This is a genomic window from Corynebacterium sp. 239_CJEI (genome assembly GCF_001055995.1).
GTDB classification, from domain to species: domain Bacteria; phylum Actinomycetota; class Actinomycetes; order Mycobacteriales; family Mycobacteriaceae; genus Corynebacterium; species Corynebacterium jeikeium_D.
In genome coordinates this window covers 25,855-41,110 of record NZ_JVOW01000002.1, presented here as the reverse complement: position 1 = coordinate 41,110, position 15,256 = coordinate 25,855, and the positions used below count along the sequence as shown (strand labels likewise).

At 59.9% G+C, this 15,256-nt stretch carries 13 protein-coding genes; 11 read left to right on the top strand and 2 right to left on the bottom strand.

All coding sequences use genetic code 11. The annotated features are described in order from the left end of the window. Positions 1-81 precede the first annotated feature (81 nt). Positions 82-1,956 (top strand): glutamine--fructose-6-phosphate transaminase (isomerizing), encoded by a 1,875-nt coding sequence (gene glmS, locus ADB08_RS00425; RefSeq protein WP_049169965.1) that lies wholly within the window; start codon positions 82-84, stop codon positions 1,954-1,956. Here the strand turns inward: glmS and ADB08_RS00420 are convergent. Both ADB08_RS00420 and ADB08_RS00415 read right to left on the bottom strand, forming a co-directional pair. After that, complete coding sequence (locus tag ADB08_RS00420) at positions 1,939-3,291, bottom strand: HNH endonuclease signature motif containing protein (RefSeq protein WP_049169963.1); 1,353 nt, start codon at positions 3,289-3,291, stop codon at positions 1,939-1,941. The two genes, glmS and ADB08_RS00420, sit on opposite strands and share 18 nt — an antisense overlap. Before the next feature lie 218 nt (positions 3,292-3,509). Next, positions 3,510-4,571: an esterase/lipase family protein gene (locus tag ADB08_RS00415; RefSeq protein ID WP_070545669.1), complete on the bottom strand. Its 1,062-nt coding sequence runs from the start codon at positions 4,569-4,571 to the stop codon at positions 3,510-3,512. 24 nt (positions 4,572-4,595) lie between these two features. Between ADB08_RS00415 and ADB08_RS00410 the strand changes: the two genes are divergently transcribed. From ADB08_RS00410 to groL, 10 genes are all read left to right on the top strand, one after another. Further along, a complete protein-coding gene (locus ADB08_RS00410; protein WP_049169959.1) occupies positions 4,596-6,266 on the top strand; it encodes an NAD(P)H-hydrate dehydratase in 1,671 nt (556 codons plus the stop codon). Beyond that, complete coding sequence (locus tag ADB08_RS00405; protein WP_016422109.1) at positions 6,263-7,876, top strand: bifunctional alanine racemase/tRNA (adenosine(37)-N6)-threonylcarbamoyltransferase complex ATPase subunit type 1 TsaE; 1,614 nt, start codon at positions 6,263-6,265, stop codon at positions 7,874-7,876. Before ADB08_RS00410 ends, ADB08_RS00405 begins: the two co-directional genes overlap by 4 nt. Before the next feature lie 30 nt (positions 7,877-7,906). Further along, on the top strand, positions 7,907-8,557 hold the full coding sequence (gene tsaB, locus ADB08_RS00400) for a tRNA (adenosine(37)-N6)-threonylcarbamoyltransferase complex dimerization subunit type 1 TsaB (protein WP_049169958.1): 651 nt from the start codon (positions 7,907-7,909) through the stop codon (positions 8,555-8,557). Next, complete coding sequence (gene rimI, locus ADB08_RS00395) at positions 8,554-9,033, top strand: ribosomal protein S18-alanine N-acetyltransferase (protein ID WP_049169956.1); 480 nt, start codon at positions 8,554-8,556, stop codon at positions 9,031-9,033. The genes tsaB and rimI overlap by 4 nt, the downstream gene beginning before the upstream one ends. Positions 9,034-9,071: 38 nt before the next feature. Beyond that, the gene (locus tag ADB08_RS00390; protein ID WP_016422112.1) at positions 9,072-10,808 is read left to right on the top strand and encodes a pyruvate dehydrogenase; all 1,737 of its coding nucleotides are present in this window, start codon (positions 9,072-9,074) and stop codon (positions 10,806-10,808) included. A 55-nt stretch (positions 10,809-10,863) separates the two neighbouring features. Next, positions 10,864-11,292: a hypothetical protein gene (locus ADB08_RS00385; protein WP_042388422.1), complete on the top strand. Its 429-nt coding sequence runs from the start codon at positions 10,864-10,866 to the stop codon at positions 11,290-11,292. Positions 11,293-11,350: 58 nt separating this feature from the next. Next, entirely contained in the window at positions 11,351-12,430 is a 1,080-nt protein-coding gene (gene tsaD, locus ADB08_RS00380; protein ID WP_049170057.1) for a tRNA (adenosine(37)-N6)-threonylcarbamoyltransferase complex transferase subunit TsaD, read from the top strand. Between the two features lie 103 nt (positions 12,431-12,533). Then, the gene (locus ADB08_RS00375; protein WP_049169953.1) at positions 12,534-13,175 is read left to right on the top strand and encodes a hypothetical protein; all 642 of its coding nucleotides are present in this window, start codon (positions 12,534-12,536) and stop codon (positions 13,173-13,175) included. Positions 13,176-13,331: 156 nt separating this feature from the next. Beyond that, positions 13,332-13,631, top strand: a complete 300-nt coding sequence (gene groES, locus ADB08_RS00370; protein WP_005510054.1) for a co-chaperone GroES — start codon at positions 13,332-13,334, stop codon at positions 13,629-13,631. 19 nt (positions 13,632-13,650) lie between these two features. Continuing rightward, a complete protein-coding gene (groL, locus tag ADB08_RS00365; RefSeq protein WP_016422116.1) occupies positions 13,651-15,255 on the top strand; it encodes a chaperonin GroEL in 1,605 nt (534 codons plus the stop codon). The last annotated feature ends 1 nt before the right edge of the window (position 15,256 follow it).

Here is a 15,256-nt window from a genome sequence, read left to right as displayed (position 1 = left end):
TTTGCTGAAAAAGTGCCAGGATGAGCGAGAATGTCTATTTCGTTATGACGATTTTCCGCTTCGCGGGTTATTCTGTAGGGCATGTGTGGAATCGTTGGATATGCGGGCCATCAGCCCGCCCTGGATATTGCTGTCGATGCGCTACGACGCATGGAATACCGTGGCTATGACTCCGCGGGTGTTGCCATTGTCGACGATCAGGGGCATATCACTGTAGAGAAGAAGGCCGGTAAACTCGCCAACCTCGAGGCTGCCCTTGATGCGGATGGGCGCGACAAAATCACTGGAACCACCGGAATTGGGCACACCCGCTGGGCTACCCACGGTCGCCCAATTGATGAGAATGCCCACCCACACCAGTCCTATGACGGCAAGGTGGCTATCGTCCACAACGGCATTATCGAGAACTTTGCTCCGCTACGTCAGGAGCTGGAGGATGCCGGCATTGAGCTGAAGTCCGAAACCGACTCCGAGGTCGCCGCGCACATGCTCGCCCGTGCCCTGGACGGTTCCGACGGCGGATCTACCGCTGGTGATTTCGAGGCCTCTGCGCTGTCCGTGCTCAACCGCCTCGAGGGTGCTTTTACGCTGCTGTTTACTCATGCAGACCACCCGGACCGCATCATCGCTGCTCGTCGCTCCACTCCGCTGATTGTCGGTGTGGGCGAAAACGAAATGTTCCTCGGCTCCGATGTTGCGGCTTTCATCGCACACACCCGCGAGGCCGTGGAGCTGGGTCAGGACAACGTCGTCATCATCACCGCAGATGATTACCGCATCCTGGATTTCGCCGGCAACGAGCAGCAGGGTCGACCATTCACCATCGACTGGGATCTCGCCGCAGCCGAAAAGGGTGGCTATGACTCCTTCATGATGAAGGAAATCCACGAGCAGGCTGCCGCCGTCCGCGATACGTTGGCCGGTCACCTCGTTGACGGCCGCATCGTTCTCGACGAGTCCCGCCTGAGTGACCAAGATCTGCGTGACATCGAGAAGGTCTTCGTCGTCGCCTGTGGTACCGCATACCACTCCGGTTTGTTGGCCAAGTACGCCATTGAGCACTGGGTTCGTATCCCGGTCGAGATTGAGGTCGCGTCCGAGTTCCGCTACCGCGATCCGGTGCTGGACCGCCAGACGCTGGTGGTCGCTATTTCGCAGTCGGGCGAGACTGCTGACACCCTTGAGGCCGTGCGACACGCAAAGAGCCAGGGCGCCCGCGTGCTGGCTGTCTGTAACACCAACGGTGCACAGATTCCACGTGAGTCTGACGCCGTGCTCTATACGCACGCCGGCCCGGAGATTGGTGTTGCTGCAACCAAGTCGTTCCTGGCGCAGGTAGCCGCAAACTACCTGGTCGGTTTGGCTCTTGCCCAGGCACGCGGCACTAAGTACCCGGACGAGGTCACTCGCGAGTTTGAAGAGCTGGAGACCATCCCGGCACTGATTGACAAGGTCGTCGCTAAGGGCGATGAGTTCATCGACACGGCCAAGGAAATCGGTGCTATTCCGACGATGCTCTTCCTCGGCCGTCACGTTGGTTTCCCAGTCGCACTTGAGGGTGCGCTGAAGCTCAAGGAGCTTGCCTACATTCACGCAGAGGGGTTCCCGGCAGGCGAGCTCAAGCATGGCCCAATTGCACTCATCGAGGATGATCTTCCGGTCGTCGTCGTAGTGCCATCGCCGAAGGGGCGCGCCGTGCTGCACTCCAAGATTGTCTCCAACATCCAGGAGATTCGTGCCCGTGGTGCCAAGACCATCGTGATTGCCGAAGAAGGGGATCAGTCGGTGGTTCCTTTTGCGAACTACCTGATTGAAATCCCGGAGACGTCCACGCTGCTCCAGCCGCTGTTGTCTACGATTCCGATGCAGTTCCTGGCAGCTGAGATCGCTCGCCAGTGCGGTAACGAGGACATCGATAAGCCGCGCAACCTGGCTAAGTCAGTCACCGTCGAGTAGTTCGTCCTGCTTTCGTCGGTACTGCTCAATCTCCGCATCGAGTTCTTCATCCGTGAGGGACTCGATGCGTTTTGCTTCTTCCTCGGATAGGTCCCAGACCTCATCGGATACATGGCAAAATGACAACATCCAATCGAGGTTGCGTTTCTGAATCGTCTTCATCTTCCGTGTCACACGCTGATGAAAAGTTTGCTTGCCGACGTTCTTTAGCGGCCCAACCGGAACGCTAGTCGCGGTGTCCCCATTACGGGAAGTCCACACTTCTGTTCCGTCGGGGTATCTGTCGATATCCCAGCCCTCGTGCGTTTTTAGATTGTGGTGTCGGCGGCAGAGACAGTGCAGATTCTCAGTGTCAGTCGGCCCGCCCTGCTTGGGATTGTCGTGGTTGTACGGCTGAATATGGTCCAGGTCGCACTTGGCTGCCGGGACGTCGCAGCCGGGGAAGCGGCAGGTACCGTCACGCCCACGGACGCGAGCCACCTGGCTCTCGGTGGGGCGGTAACCATCCACCTTGCTGTCGGCGGAGATACGGATGTGAGTTGCGCGGGCAAGCCATTCTTCGGTGGCTACCTCGCTCAACCAGCCGACGCCATCAATCCATGCTGGCCCACCGCCGACCTCGCGGTAGACATTGATGACAATCTCGGCATTGGTCGATTTCTGTGCCAGCTGTAGTAGCGCTTCCGCCTGCGTGCACTGTTCACCACGATTGATTGCTGTGTTGCGAATCCCCTGAATCCTGGCCATGAGCTCGGTCGCGCGGTCGTTTTCAAGGATTGCTGTGACCTTTTTGTGCTTGCCATCGCCCGTGTCGGAGAGTGCGACCGCTTCGCCTTCTGGAACCCGTTGGGTGCCGTCGTTGCGGGCGCAGTCGTTGTACTCAGAAACCAAGTCGCCGATTAGACGAGACAGCGTGTAGACACCAACCATTGCTTGTCGAGGTCGCGTCGGAGTGAGCATTTCCAAAAGATGGGGCTCTACCGTGTCGAACTGATCTGGTGACAGCCCGGCAACGCCATTGGCGATGGCGCGGAGATGGGCTAACGAGAAACAGAAGGTGGATTCGATGAGAGCCCGGACTTTTGGTAGGCGTTCGAACATCAGCGCAATTTCGCACAGCGTAGAACACTTGCCGCGGCTAAGGCCGGTTCGAATGCTTATGCGGGCAAGATGGTGATTGACATCGACCTCCTCACCGGGAGCGCAGATATCGATCAGTTGAAGGTCTGCGGCGTTGATGGCACGGGCCGCGCTGCTAATCGGGTCGTCGGATTGCTGGTTGGCCCATGAGGGCTTTTGACCTGGTGCTGGAAGTTCTGTGGGCGGCGATGACATTGGTTATCCCCCTGATTACTACGTGTCCGCCGGAGAATTGAAGATTGAGTTCTGTGGTGGAGAGAAGCATGGAGAGGCTGTGTCAACCAGTCCCGCCAACCCCTGTGCACCGGACAAAGAACTTTCGCTTACAAATTTTCCCTACAGCCCAAATCGTACACCTGTTTGAAAAACTGTCAATAGAATTCTGGAAATATGTTCTAAAATTCTGTGCTGAATTAGATCCGGCCCCTCCGTCCGAGCCTCCTCCGTCCGAGGCCCCTCGGCAGGGCGCCGTACAAAGGCAGGACTCGCTGTCGCGGATGATGCGGAACATCACCAGCTTCAGCGCCATCCAGTTCCTCCAAGAACTCGTGAATGCGTTCGAGCGTATTGGGGGAGTAGAGCAGTGCGAGGTGATCAGACCAGTCGCCACCGCCAGTGGCATTGTTGACGTTCGTAATGTGGTGACCCTCTTGTTCGGGCAAAAAGGCGCCGGTCCACGGGCGAACCACGGTGTCAAAAGGGGTGCCGATATTCAGGTAGTGCGGACCACGTCGGGTAATGCCACGCGCTGCGCGGTTCAGAGTCGCAATGTAGTCAGAGTCCAGCAGCTGTTGAATGCAGGCACGGCCGACAAGGCGGTCGACGAGTTTGTGCATCGGTAGGCCGCATCGCTCAAGGGCACTGAGCCTTCGGCGCATGCCCCACGCAGTAGTGCCTCGGTGGTTTCCCGCAAGAGAGATGACTGCCCGCACGGGGCTGTTGTCGGAGGCGTACTGCTCGGCTGCTTCTTCGTTGAGGCCACGGTTCAGAGCTTCGTCGTAAAGCGAATCGATGCTCGCGTTGGCGTAGCTGCGGCAGTGTAGACCGCCCTGGGAATGACCGATGAGGTCGATGCGGGGTAGGGAGAGGTGGGCACGGAAGCGGTCGAGAAGGTCGGTGACTTCGGCGAGCGCATCGCTCAAATCGGTGGTGGCTTTGACGCTACGGAGACGGCTGACCAGCGCGGCGGGGTCGGAGCCGTAATCGAGTGAGAATACGGGGCGATTCCGGGCGAGGAACGGCCCCAACATGGCGAAGGAGTTGAACGAGTTCATCCAGGTGCCGTGAACCAGGACAATTGGTGTGCGACCGTTGTATCTGTCCAGGTCAGGAGTGACTTTGCCGTCGAGGATTTCGCGAACGTCCTGCACGCCGTGGGGGATCCATTCGGGATGACGCAACGAGCGCAGATATGCCTGCGGAAAGGCGCGCAGTAGAGGGCCGAAAACTCGCGTGCTCGGGGAGTAGTCATCCATAGGGGCTAATCGTAGGCTGGGGTTATGACGTACTGCTACACAGCTGCCGAAATTCGCGCCGCGGAACAGCCCTATCTGGACGCACAAACGCGTGACGACGAACTCATGCGCCACGCAGCCGCCGCTGTGTCGGAGGTGGCGGAGCGGATGCTCTCAGAGGCATATCCGGAGCCTGGTCGCGGTCGCGTGCTGCTGTTGGTTGGATCGGGAGGCAATGGTGGTGATGCGCTCTATGCTGGTCGGGACTTGTCCTCGGATGGGCATGGCGTGGATGCGGTTTTGCTGGGCTCGAAGCCACACGAGCGGGCACTGAAAGCTTTTGAGCTCGCAGGTGGGCGGGTGCTGCCGCTGGGGTGTGACCGGGAGACGGATTTATCGAAGATTCTGTGGTCGATTAGTGAAGACTACGCATTGATCATCGACGGCATCGTGGGGCTCGGAGGTCACGGCGCGCTGCGTGAAGAGGCCGCGTGGTTGGTGCGCGAAGCGCGGTTGGGCAAAGTTCCCATTCTCGCGGTTGATGTGCCGAGCGGCGTAGAAGCCGATACCGGGCGAACTTTTGACCCGCCTGCCCAGACCATCAATCCAGACCCTGATCTGGAGGAGGGACAGAGCCCGTACCTGCCATCCCACGTCGAGGCCACGACAACGGTGACTTTCGGCGGTCTGCGCTACGCGCACTCGCTGTCCGAATCCTGTGGCACCGTCGAATTACATGAAATTTCCCTCGACTCCTTCTCCCTCGAACTTCCAGGACTGGGGCAGACGCTCTATGAAAACGGTACCTACAATGCCGTCCACCACCAGACTCCGACCGTGGAGTTCTACGAAGCCCTAGGCGGGAGCTTTCCGGCACCACTTGGCGCGATGACCCCGCTCGAACCCGGTGCTGCAGACCACAAGTACTCCACTGGAGTTACAGGAATCGCCGCTGGTAGCGAGGCGTATCCCGGCGCAGGTCAGCTGTGCGCCACCGCTGCCGTGCATGCGACCAGTCCCGCGGTCATCTATGTCGGCGACGCGGCCGCACGCAACCGCATCACCGCAGCCTTGCCGACGGTCATTGCGCAGCAGGACTCGGTGGATCGCAAAGAGGTACGCGTCGATGCCTGGGTCGTCGGTCCCGGTCGGGGCACTGATGAGAAAGCCGCCGAGGAACTGCGAGACATTCTGGCCACTGACAAACCAGTGGTCATCGACGCTGACGCACTGACACTGCTGTCGAAGCATGAGGACATCCGACAGCTCGTTAGTGAGCGCGGCCAGGAGCGCAACCTGCGCACTGTTCTCACGCCGCACGCCGGTGAATTCGAGCGCCTGACCGGGCACGAGGTCACTAACCCCATCGCAGATGCGCGTGAACTTGCCGAGCAGTTCTCCTCCGAAGTGTTGCTCAAGGGACGCCGCACTGTGATGGTCAATCCGACAACGCAGCGCACAGTCGTGGTTGACGCGGGTAGCTCCTGGGCAGCCACGCCGGGCTCTGGCGATGTACTGTCCGGGCTCATCGGCGCCTGGGTAGCGCGTGGCGAAGCCCTCTATCTACCAGCAATTATTCATGCGCGCGCCGCATTTTTGGCCGCGCAGACAGAGTTCGGACCAGCACCCTGCAGCGCCCAGGACATCGCCGAATCCATCCGAGATGCCACCGCATGGTTCACCAACGAAGGCAGCAGTGGCAAAATACGGCTATGACTTCCTCGGCACCAGCCATCCTGACCCATACCGTTAATCTCGACGCGATCACCCACAATGTGAAGACCGTCAAGGCCATCGCAGGGGTGTCGGAATTCATGGCCGTCGTCAAGGCGGACGGCTACTCGCAGGGTGCGCTGCAGACCGCGCGTGCCGCGCTGGCCGGCGGGGCAACGCAGCTCGGTGTCGCAACAATCGACGAGGCGCTCTCCCTCCGCGAGGAACTCCGCGCCACGCTTGACGACGGCCACGCCATCCCCATCCTTGCCTGGATCTGGGACGCAGCGGCCACCTCGTTGGTGCAGCGAGCTGTGGCTGCAGATATTGACCTCGGTCTGCCGTCGATGGTTCATGCGCTGGCCGTGGCCAATGCCGGGCGGGCGCTGTCGGTGACACCACGTGTGACGGTGATGGTCGATACGGGCTTGGGGCGCTCGGGATTCTCTATGGCCAATGGGGACTTTGAGCATGCGGTCGCTCAGCTGGTTGAGCTGCACAAGACCGGTGCTCTGAACGTCACCGGTGCTTTCACGCACTTTGCGTGCGCGGATGAGCCGGGCCACGAGAGCGTCGATAAGCAGGCACAGAATTTCTGTGCTGCGATTGCGGCACTGCGTGAGGCGGGGCTGGACGAGCTGATTAACCATGCGGCGAATTCGCCGGCATCGTTGTCACGTCCTGACCTGGCCTTCGATATGGTGCGTCCAGGGCTGGCGATTTATGGTGGCGAGCCAATTGTGGGGATCACCCATGGATTGCGTCCGGCGATGAGGTGGGAAGCGTCGGTCATATTGGTCAAGAAGCTGCCGGCGGGGCAGTCGGTGTCCTACGGACAGACGTGGACAGCTGACCGCGATACCACCATCGGCATCGTGCCCTGTGGCTACGCCGACGGTATGATGCGCTCGGCCTCCGGGCATTTCGAGGTCAGCATCAATGGCACGCGCTATCCGCAGGTAGGGCGCGTGTGTATGGATCAATTCGTCGTCGACCTGGGGCCCGACACCGAAGTCGAGGCCGGCGACACTGCGGTTATCGTCGGTGATCCCACACTGGGGGAGCCCGGTCTCGATGACCTCGCGGAGGCATCCGGCACCATTAACTACGAAATCCTCACCGCACCGAAGGGGCGTAGCGAGCGAAAGTGGGTGCGCAGCCGGCTCGCGCCAACCGCAGAGGACATGCGTGACCTCGGCGAGGAGATTGGCCGGGAGTTGGCAGCTGGGGATCTGGTGATTCTCGATGGCCCACTCGGCGCGGGCAAAACGACCCTCACGCAGGGCATCGCCCGTGGCATGAACGTGCGCGGTCGCGTGACGTCGCCGACGTTCACAATCGCCCGCGAGCACCGTCCGCTTGCAACCGACGGCGTCACCCTCATCCACGTCGACGCCTATCGACTCTTTGGCGAAGAGGGCCCCGGCTCCGATGGCGAGGCCTTCGATGCGCTGGACTCGCTCGATTTGGATACCGACCTCGAGGACAGCGTCGTGGTCGCCGAGTGGGGAATGGGGCTCGCCGAGGTGCTCTCCGAGCGCTATCTACAGGTGAGTATCGATCGTTCGCGTGACGACGATGCCCGCGTCGTCACCTGGAAGTGGAGCAAGTAGCTCCAAGTCGGTTCAAGTAGGTTACTGAGTATGAACATTTTGGCCGTTGACACATCGACTCCACAGGTCACCGCGGGAATTGTCCGCGATGGTGAAACCGTGGCCGAAAAGCTGCACCTGGATGCCCGTGCGCACAACGAGGTGCTGGTGCCGCTGATTCAGCAGTGCCTCACTGACAGTGGGGTGGCGGCAACCGAGCTAGATGCCGTGGTTGTCGGCTGTGGGCCGGGGCCGTTTACGGGCTTGCGCGTTGGTATGGCCACCGCAGCCTCCTTCGCCGACGCTCTGGGAATTCCCTGCTACGGCATCTGCAGCCTGGATGCGCTCGCGGGTGGCGTTGGCGATGAACTGGTCGTCACCGATGCCCGCCGCCGCGAGGTGTACTTCGCCGCCTACCGCGATGGCCAGCGAGTTTTCGGCCCGGGAGTGGCCAAGCCAGCCGACGTCATGGAGCTGCTCAAGGAAGAACTTGCAGCAGAAGCCGCCGACTTCGCGCCGAGCCAGGCCCGCGGCAGTCTCAGCCACATCGAGCAAATTGCCGGGCTTGAGGTTGCTGCCGAACAAGTCTTTCCCACTCCGACAGCCATGGTTGAAGCGGTCGACTTTGACTCCGCGCCGGGCCCACTGGTGCCGCTGTACTTGCGCCGTCCGGATGCCGTTGTCCCGAAGGCTATGAGATGAGCGTCGTCAAGCTAGTGCGTCTCGGACCTCCTGCGGCCAAGGCGTGTGCGGCGATTGAGGCGGAGCTATTTGCCGGCGACGATCCCTGGTCGGAATCGGCCTTTATGGCCGAGCTGGCCGCGCCGAACAATTTCTACGTCGGGCTGATTGCAGATGTAGACGAGGACGAAGAACTGTGCGGCTATGCGGGGATTACCAAGCTGGGGCCTGCGGGGGCCGCCGAATACGAGATTCACACCATCGGGGTGGGGCAGAAGTGGCAGCGCCGGGGCTTTGGGGCGCAGCTGATGGACGCGCTGATGGCAGCTGTGGAGGAGGATCCGGGCCCGGTGTTTTTGGAAGTTCGCACAGATAACGAACCCGCAATCGCCATGTATCGGCGCTATGACTTCGAGAATATGGGGCTGCGAAAGAACTATTATCCGGGCTCTGGGGCGGATGCGTACACGATGTGTCGGCCTGAGTTGGCCAGCTAGATGTTGACGTATTGACTAATCTGCGTTAAACCAGGCACATGGCTAAAACCTTTGCAAAACAGCTCGTAGAAACCCTAGAGAAGCAGGGTGTCAAGCGAATCTTCGGACTCGTTGGAGATAGTTTGAACCCCATTGTCGACGCTGTGCGCGAGTCCTCCATTGAGTGGGTGCACGTTCGCAACGAAGAGGCTGCCGCCTTCGCCGCCGGCGCGGAGTCCCTGGTCACCGGCGAATTAGCAGTGTGTGCGGCCTCCTGTGGCCCGGGTAATACCCACCTCATTCAGGGCCTGTATGACTCCCACCGCAACGGCGCAAAGGTGCTGGCGCTGGCATCGCACATTCCTTCCCGCCAGATTGGCTCGAACTTCTTCCAGGAGACCCATCCGGAGTTCATCTTCAACGAGTGCTCCGGTTACTGCGAGATGGTCAACTCCGCTGAGCAGGGTGGCGTCGTTTTGCATCACGCTATCCAGTCGACCATGACTGGCCACGGTGTTTCCGTGCTGGTTCTGCCGGGCGACATTACAACGCATGAAGTGGAGAATGATGAGTTCGTCACCTCCACAATCAGCAGCGGTCGCCCAGTCGTATTCCCTGACGCCGGCCAGGCCGCCGCGCTTGCCGACGCAATCAACGAGGCTAAAACCGTCACGCTTTTCTGTGGCGCAGGTGTGAAGGACGCCCGCGAACAGGTGCTCAAGCTTGCGGAGAAGATTAAGTCGCCGGTGGGCCATGCGCTGGGTGGCAAGATGTACATCCAGTACGACAATCCCTATGACGTCGGCATGTCTGGCCTGCTGGGCTACGGCGCCTGCCACGATGCCTCCAACGATGCTGATCTGTTGATTCTGCTCGGTACTGACTTCCCGTACAACGACTTCCTGCCGACTAAGAATGTCGCACAGGTCGATATCGATGGTCGCGCCATCGGTCGTCGTACCACGGTGAAGTACCCAGTCGTCGGCGATGTGGCTGCCACGATTGAAACCATCCTGCCGCACCTGGATGAAAAGACTGACCGTTCCTTCCTGGACAAGCAGCTGCGGAACCACGAGCGCCTGCTCAGCCACGTCATCGAGGCATACACCCACGACGTTGAGAACATGCGACCGATTCACCCGGAGTATGTGGCCGACCTGATTGATAAGTACGCCGATGACGATGCCGTCTTCACCGTGGATACCGGCATGGGCAATGTCTGGGCTGCACGCTACGTCACGCCGAATGGCAAGCGAGAGCAGATTGGTTCTTTCCGTCACGGCACTATGGCCAATGCACTGTCGCAGGCCATTGGTGTGCAGGCTGCTGACCGGGACCGTCAGGTCATTACCTTCAACGGTGACGGTGGCCTGTCAATGCTGCTCGGTGAGCTCATCACCGTGAAGCAGGAGCAGCTGCCCATCAAGATGTTTGTGTTCAACAACTCCTCGCTCGGCATGGTCAAGCTGGAAATGCTGGTTCAGGGGCTGCCGGAGCACGAGACCGACCACGACGCAGTGGACTACGCCGGAGTCGCAGAGTCGTTGGGTATCAAGGCCATCCGAATTGAAGATCCGGCCGATGCGCCTCGCCTGATTCAAGAGGCGCTGGCATACGACGGTCCGGTGCTGGTGGATATGATCACCGACCCGAATGCCCTGTCCATCCCGGCAAACATCACCTGGGACATGCTGATGGGATTCTCCAAGGCCGCTACTCGCACCGTCTTCGGCGGCGGCGTTGGTCAGATGATCAACATGGCACGGTCGAACCTCCGCAACATCCCGCGGCCATAGTGGGGGTAGCGCTCTCGAGATGCGGGAGCGGGTGCGGTGCGGTACCTCTGTTTCCATGATTAAAGGTTTTCTGGTGAACCCTGACCTGACGCATCGCATCGTCGAATTTGAGTTGGAGGCCGCTGCTACATTCCTCGGCGGAGTTTCCTCCGACCGTGTTTCGGTGGCGTTTCAGGAAGACGGCGCCGATTACGCCGCTCTCTACAACCCGACGGCCAAGGCTGAGGGCGCTGAACCGAATCCGGTCGCGTCCCTCGGCCGCAATGAGGCTGCTACGGGCAACTCGGCTTTCTTTACCGACCCCACCACCGCAATTTGCGGAACGGTCGTATTTGTCGACGCCGAGGGCAAGGATATCGGCGACGAGGAAATCGAGCGTATTAAGCACGGTATGCGCGCCGTGCGTCACTACCGCGATGACTACCCAGAGGAATACGCTCTCTGGCGTGCCGCTGTGCGGAACCTCGGTCGCCTCGAAATTTAAACTCGGTCGCTGGTAAGTGACCCGGTGGTGCGCTAGTACCATGACTGCTATGACCGAGTTGACCCTGCTGGCAATCGAGAGTTCCTGCGATGAGACTGGCGCTGCAGTGATGCGTGTGCGCTACGACGACACCGACACCAGCGCCCCCGCCATTCCCGAGGTGGAAGTGCTTGCCGACGTCGTCGCATCCTCCATGGAACAGCACGCCCGCTTCGGTGGTGTGGTCCCGGAGATTGCTTCCCGCGCTCATTTGGAAGCCCTGCAGCCAGTAGTCTCCGAGGCGCGCGCGCAAGCAGCTGCCAAGCTCGGTATCGATACTTTTATCCCAGATGCCGTCGCCGCTACCGTGGGACCCGGTCTCGCCGGTGCGCTGCTGGTCGGTTCGGCAGGCGCGAAGGCTTATGCCGCCGCCTGGGGTGTGCCTTTCTACGGCATTAATCACCTTGGTGGCCACGTTGCTGTCGGAGCTCTCGACGGCGCGGATCTATCCAACGCAGTGGCGCTCTTGGTTTCCGGCGGGCACACGCAGCTGCTGCGCGTGCAGGGGGTTGGTCGTCCGATGGAGGAGCTCGGATCGACGCTTGACGACGCAGCCGGAGAGGCATACGACAAGGTTTCGAGGTTGCTTGGGTTGGGTTACCCGGGCGGCCCGATTATCGATAAGTTGGCTAAGCAGGGAAATCGCAAGGCCATCGCGTTTCCTCGCGCCATGATGCGCCAGCAGGATGCGCGCCATGACTTCTCCTTCTCCGGCTTGAAAACCGCCGTGGCCCGCTATGTCGAAGCGGCAGAGAAGGAAGGTCGTGAATACTCCGTAGAGGACGTCTGTGCTTCCTTCCAGGAGGCGGTCTGCGATGTATTGACCAAGAAGGCCGTTCGCGCAGCTCAGGATGTGGGGGCCACTACGCTGCTGCTCGGTGGTGGTGTGGCTGCGAACTCGAGGTTGCGTGAACTCGCAGCGGCGCGAGCTACCTCGGCAGGAATTACGCTGCACGTGCCACCGATTAAGCTGTGCACCGACAACGGTGTCATGATTGGCGCAGCTGCCGCCTACCTCATTGCCGCGGGGGTCAAGCCCTCTGGCTACGCCTGCCCGACCGACCCCTCCATGCCTGTGGAAGATCCTGTAATGCAATAAGCAGTGATTGCCCCTCGGATCCATGTTAAATTTCGTTAACTGACTTTGACTTGTTTCTCTGCCATGGATCGCAGGACAATTACAGGAAAGCGCTTGCCCAAAAATGAGTAAAGACTACAGCGAGTGGGAACTTCAGCCATCCGATAATTCGCATAATCAGACTGAGCTGTTTGCGCCGCAGGGTGAACTGCAAACAACGCAAGCACCGCAAGTTGAACATCAGCGCGGTCGTGCTCGGGGAGTGCTATGGGCAGTCATCGCGCTGCTGCTTGTGGTGATTGTCGCTGTAGCGGCGGTGCTTTACCTAGTTGTGAGTGGTCGAGGTGAGCAATGGTTTGGTGCAGGTGCCAAGGATGAAGTAACGCCGAAGCTCACTGTTACTGCGACTGCGACGGAGACCGTGAAGGTGAAGTCGCCGGAGAAAGCCAAGAAGGAAACTACGAGTACGGCTACGCCCGATTATCCGATTAGTGGGGATTGCGAGGCATCGGCGTTCCCGACTACGGAGGAAAACTTTACGATTGTCGCCTGTGACGGATGGTGGGCGCTGGGTGGGCGCGCAAACAGTGGTGGACTGGCGGTCTACCAATGGGACGAAGGTGCCTGGCAAAGGAGGGAGCCAGACAGTCGTTACACAACCGGTTCTGGTGGCCCGTGCTTTAGCGATGAGTACATCAAGGAACACGGAATGACGGTTACTGTGTTCGGTCGTATGGCGTGTAACCCCGACAAGCTGACCAATTAGCATTAGCGCTCACTATTGTTGAGTGTTAGCACTTGCAGGGGTAGAGTGCTAACGAAGGTTGTTTGACACACAGTTGTTCACCCGCGACGACGGCTGTGCACGGCAGACCAACCGGCACAAGAACATCACATCACCGCATGTATGGAGGAATTCATCGTGGCGAACGTCAACATCAAGCCGCTGGAGGACCGCGTCCTCGTCCAGATCAACGAAGCAGAGACCACCACGGCTTCTGGCCTGGTTATCCCGGACTCCGCTAAGGAGAAGCCGCAGGAAGCTACCGTTATCGCAGTTGGTCCGGGTCGTTGGGCCGATGACGATGACCGCATTCCTATGGACGTCAAGGAGGGTGACATCGTCATCTTCTCCAAGTACGGCGGCACTGAGCTGAAGTACCAGGGCGAAGAGTACCTGCTGCTGTCGCAGCGCGACATCCTGGCTGTTATCGAGAACTAAAGGGAGGACGTACCCACACATGGCGAAGCTTATTGCTTTTAACGAAGAGGCTCGCGAAGGCCTCAAGCGCGGTGTGGACACGCTTGCCGACGCAGTCAAGGTCACGCTTGGCCCGAAGGGTCGCAACGTTGTCCTGGACAAGGCCTTCGGCGGTCCGCTGGTCACCAATGATGGTGTGACCATCGCCCGCGACATCGACGTTGAGGATCCGTTTGAGAACCTCGGCGCGCAGTTGGTTAAGTCCGTTGCGGTCAAGACCAATGACGTTGCCGGTGACGGTACTACTACCGCAACGCTGCTGGCACAGGCGCTGGTCCACGAGGGTCTGCGCAACGTTGCAGCCGGCGCAAACCCGATTTCGCTGAACCGTGGTATTCACGCTGCATCCGACAAGGCGGTTGAGCTGCTGAAGCAGCGCGCCACCTCGGTCAGCAGCTCTGCTGCCATCGCACAGGTGGCAACCGTTTCCTCGCGCGACACTGAAATTGGTGACCTGGTTGCAGGTGCCATGGACAAGGTTGGCAAGGACGGCGTCGTCTCTGTGGAGGAGTCGCAGTCGATTGCCACCGAGCTGTCCGTGACCGAGGGCGTGTCTTTCAACAAGGGCTTCCTCTCGCCGTACTTCATTACCGACGTCGAGGCTCAGCAGGCAATTCTTGACGGTGCACAGGTGCTGCTGGTCCGTGAGAAGATTTCCTCCCTGCCGGAGTTCCTGCCGATTCTGGAGAAGATTGCCGAGTCCGGCAAGCCGACTCTGATTATGGCTGAGGATATCGAGGGCGAGGCGCTGTCCGCACTGGTCATCAACGCTATGCGCAAGACCTTGAAGGTTGCCGCAGTGAAGGCACCGTACTTCGGTGACCGTCGTAAGGCGTTCATGGATGATCTGGCAGTTGTCACCGGTGCAACCGTCGTTACGGCTGACACTGGCATGCAGCTGAAGGACGTAGGACTTGAGGTGCTGGGTAACGCACGCCGTATCACCATTACCAAGGACGAGACCGTTCTGGTTGACGGTGCCGGCACCGCTGAGGCTGTGGAAGAGCGTCGTAACCAGATCCGTGCCGAGATTGAGCGCACTGACTCTGACTGGGATCGCGAGAAGCTGGAAGAGCGTCTGGCGAAGCTCTCTGGCGGCGTGGCTGTCATTAAGGTCGGCGCTGCTACCGAGACCGAGGTCAACGAGCGCAAGCTGCGTGTCGAGGATGCCATTAACGCTGCTCGTGCGGCAGCTCAGGAAGGCGTCATCGCCGGCGGCGGTTCCGTACTGGTGCAGATCTCCCGTGAACTCGAGGCATTCGCTGACGAGTTCGAGGGCGACGAGGCAGTCGGTGTCCGTGCAGTTGCCAAGGCTCTGACCCGTCCGGCTTTCTGGATTGCTGAGAATGCTGGTAAGGACGGTGCTGTCGTTGTCTACCACATTGGTGAGCTGGAGAACGGCAACGGCTACAACGCTGCTACTGACACTTACGAGAACCTGATTGAGTCCGGCGTCATCGACCCGGTCAAGGTCACTCACTCCGCAGTCGTCAACGCAACCTCCGTGGCGCGTATGCTGCTGACCACCGAGGCTTCCGTTGTGGATAAGCCGGAGGAAGAGCCGCAGCACGATCACGCTCACTAAT

Coding starts and splice junctions, on each gene's coding strand:
- rimI (WP_049169956.1), top strand. CDS start 8,554: ATGAGCGTCGTCAAGCTAGTGCGTCTCGGACCTCCTGCGGCCAAGGCG.
- ADB08_RS00420 (WP_049169963.1), bottom strand. CDS start 3,291: ATGTCATCGCCGCCCACAGAACTTCCAGCACCAGGTCAAAAGCCCTCA.
- ADB08_RS00375 (WP_049169953.1), top strand. CDS start 12,534: ATGAGTAAAGACTACAGCGAGTGGGAACTTCAGCCATCCGATAATTCG.
- ADB08_RS00405 (WP_016422109.1), top strand. CDS start 6,263: ATGACTTCCTCGGCACCAGCCATCCTGACCCATACCGTTAATCTCGAC.
- tsaB (WP_049169958.1), top strand. CDS start 7,907: ATGAACATTTTGGCCGTTGACACATCGACTCCACAGGTCACCGCGGGA.
- ADB08_RS00390 (WP_016422112.1), top strand. CDS start 9,072: ATGGCTAAAACCTTTGCAAAACAGCTCGTAGAAACCCTAGAGAAGCAG.
- ADB08_RS00410 (WP_049169959.1), top strand. CDS start 4,596: ATGACGTACTGCTACACAGCTGCCGAAATTCGCGCCGCGGAACAGCCC.
- glmS (WP_049169965.1), top strand. CDS start 82: ATGTGTGGAATCGTTGGATATGCGGGCCATCAGCCCGCCCTGGATATT.
- ADB08_RS00385 (WP_042388422.1), top strand. CDS start 10,864: ATGATTAAAGGTTTTCTGGTGAACCCTGACCTGACGCATCGCATCGTC.
- groL (WP_016422116.1), top strand. CDS start 13,651: ATGGCGAAGCTTATTGCTTTTAACGAAGAGGCTCGCGAAGGCCTCAAG.
- ADB08_RS00415 (WP_070545669.1), bottom strand. CDS start 4,571: ATGGATGACTACTCCCCGAGCACGCGAGTTTTCGGCCCTCTACTGCGC.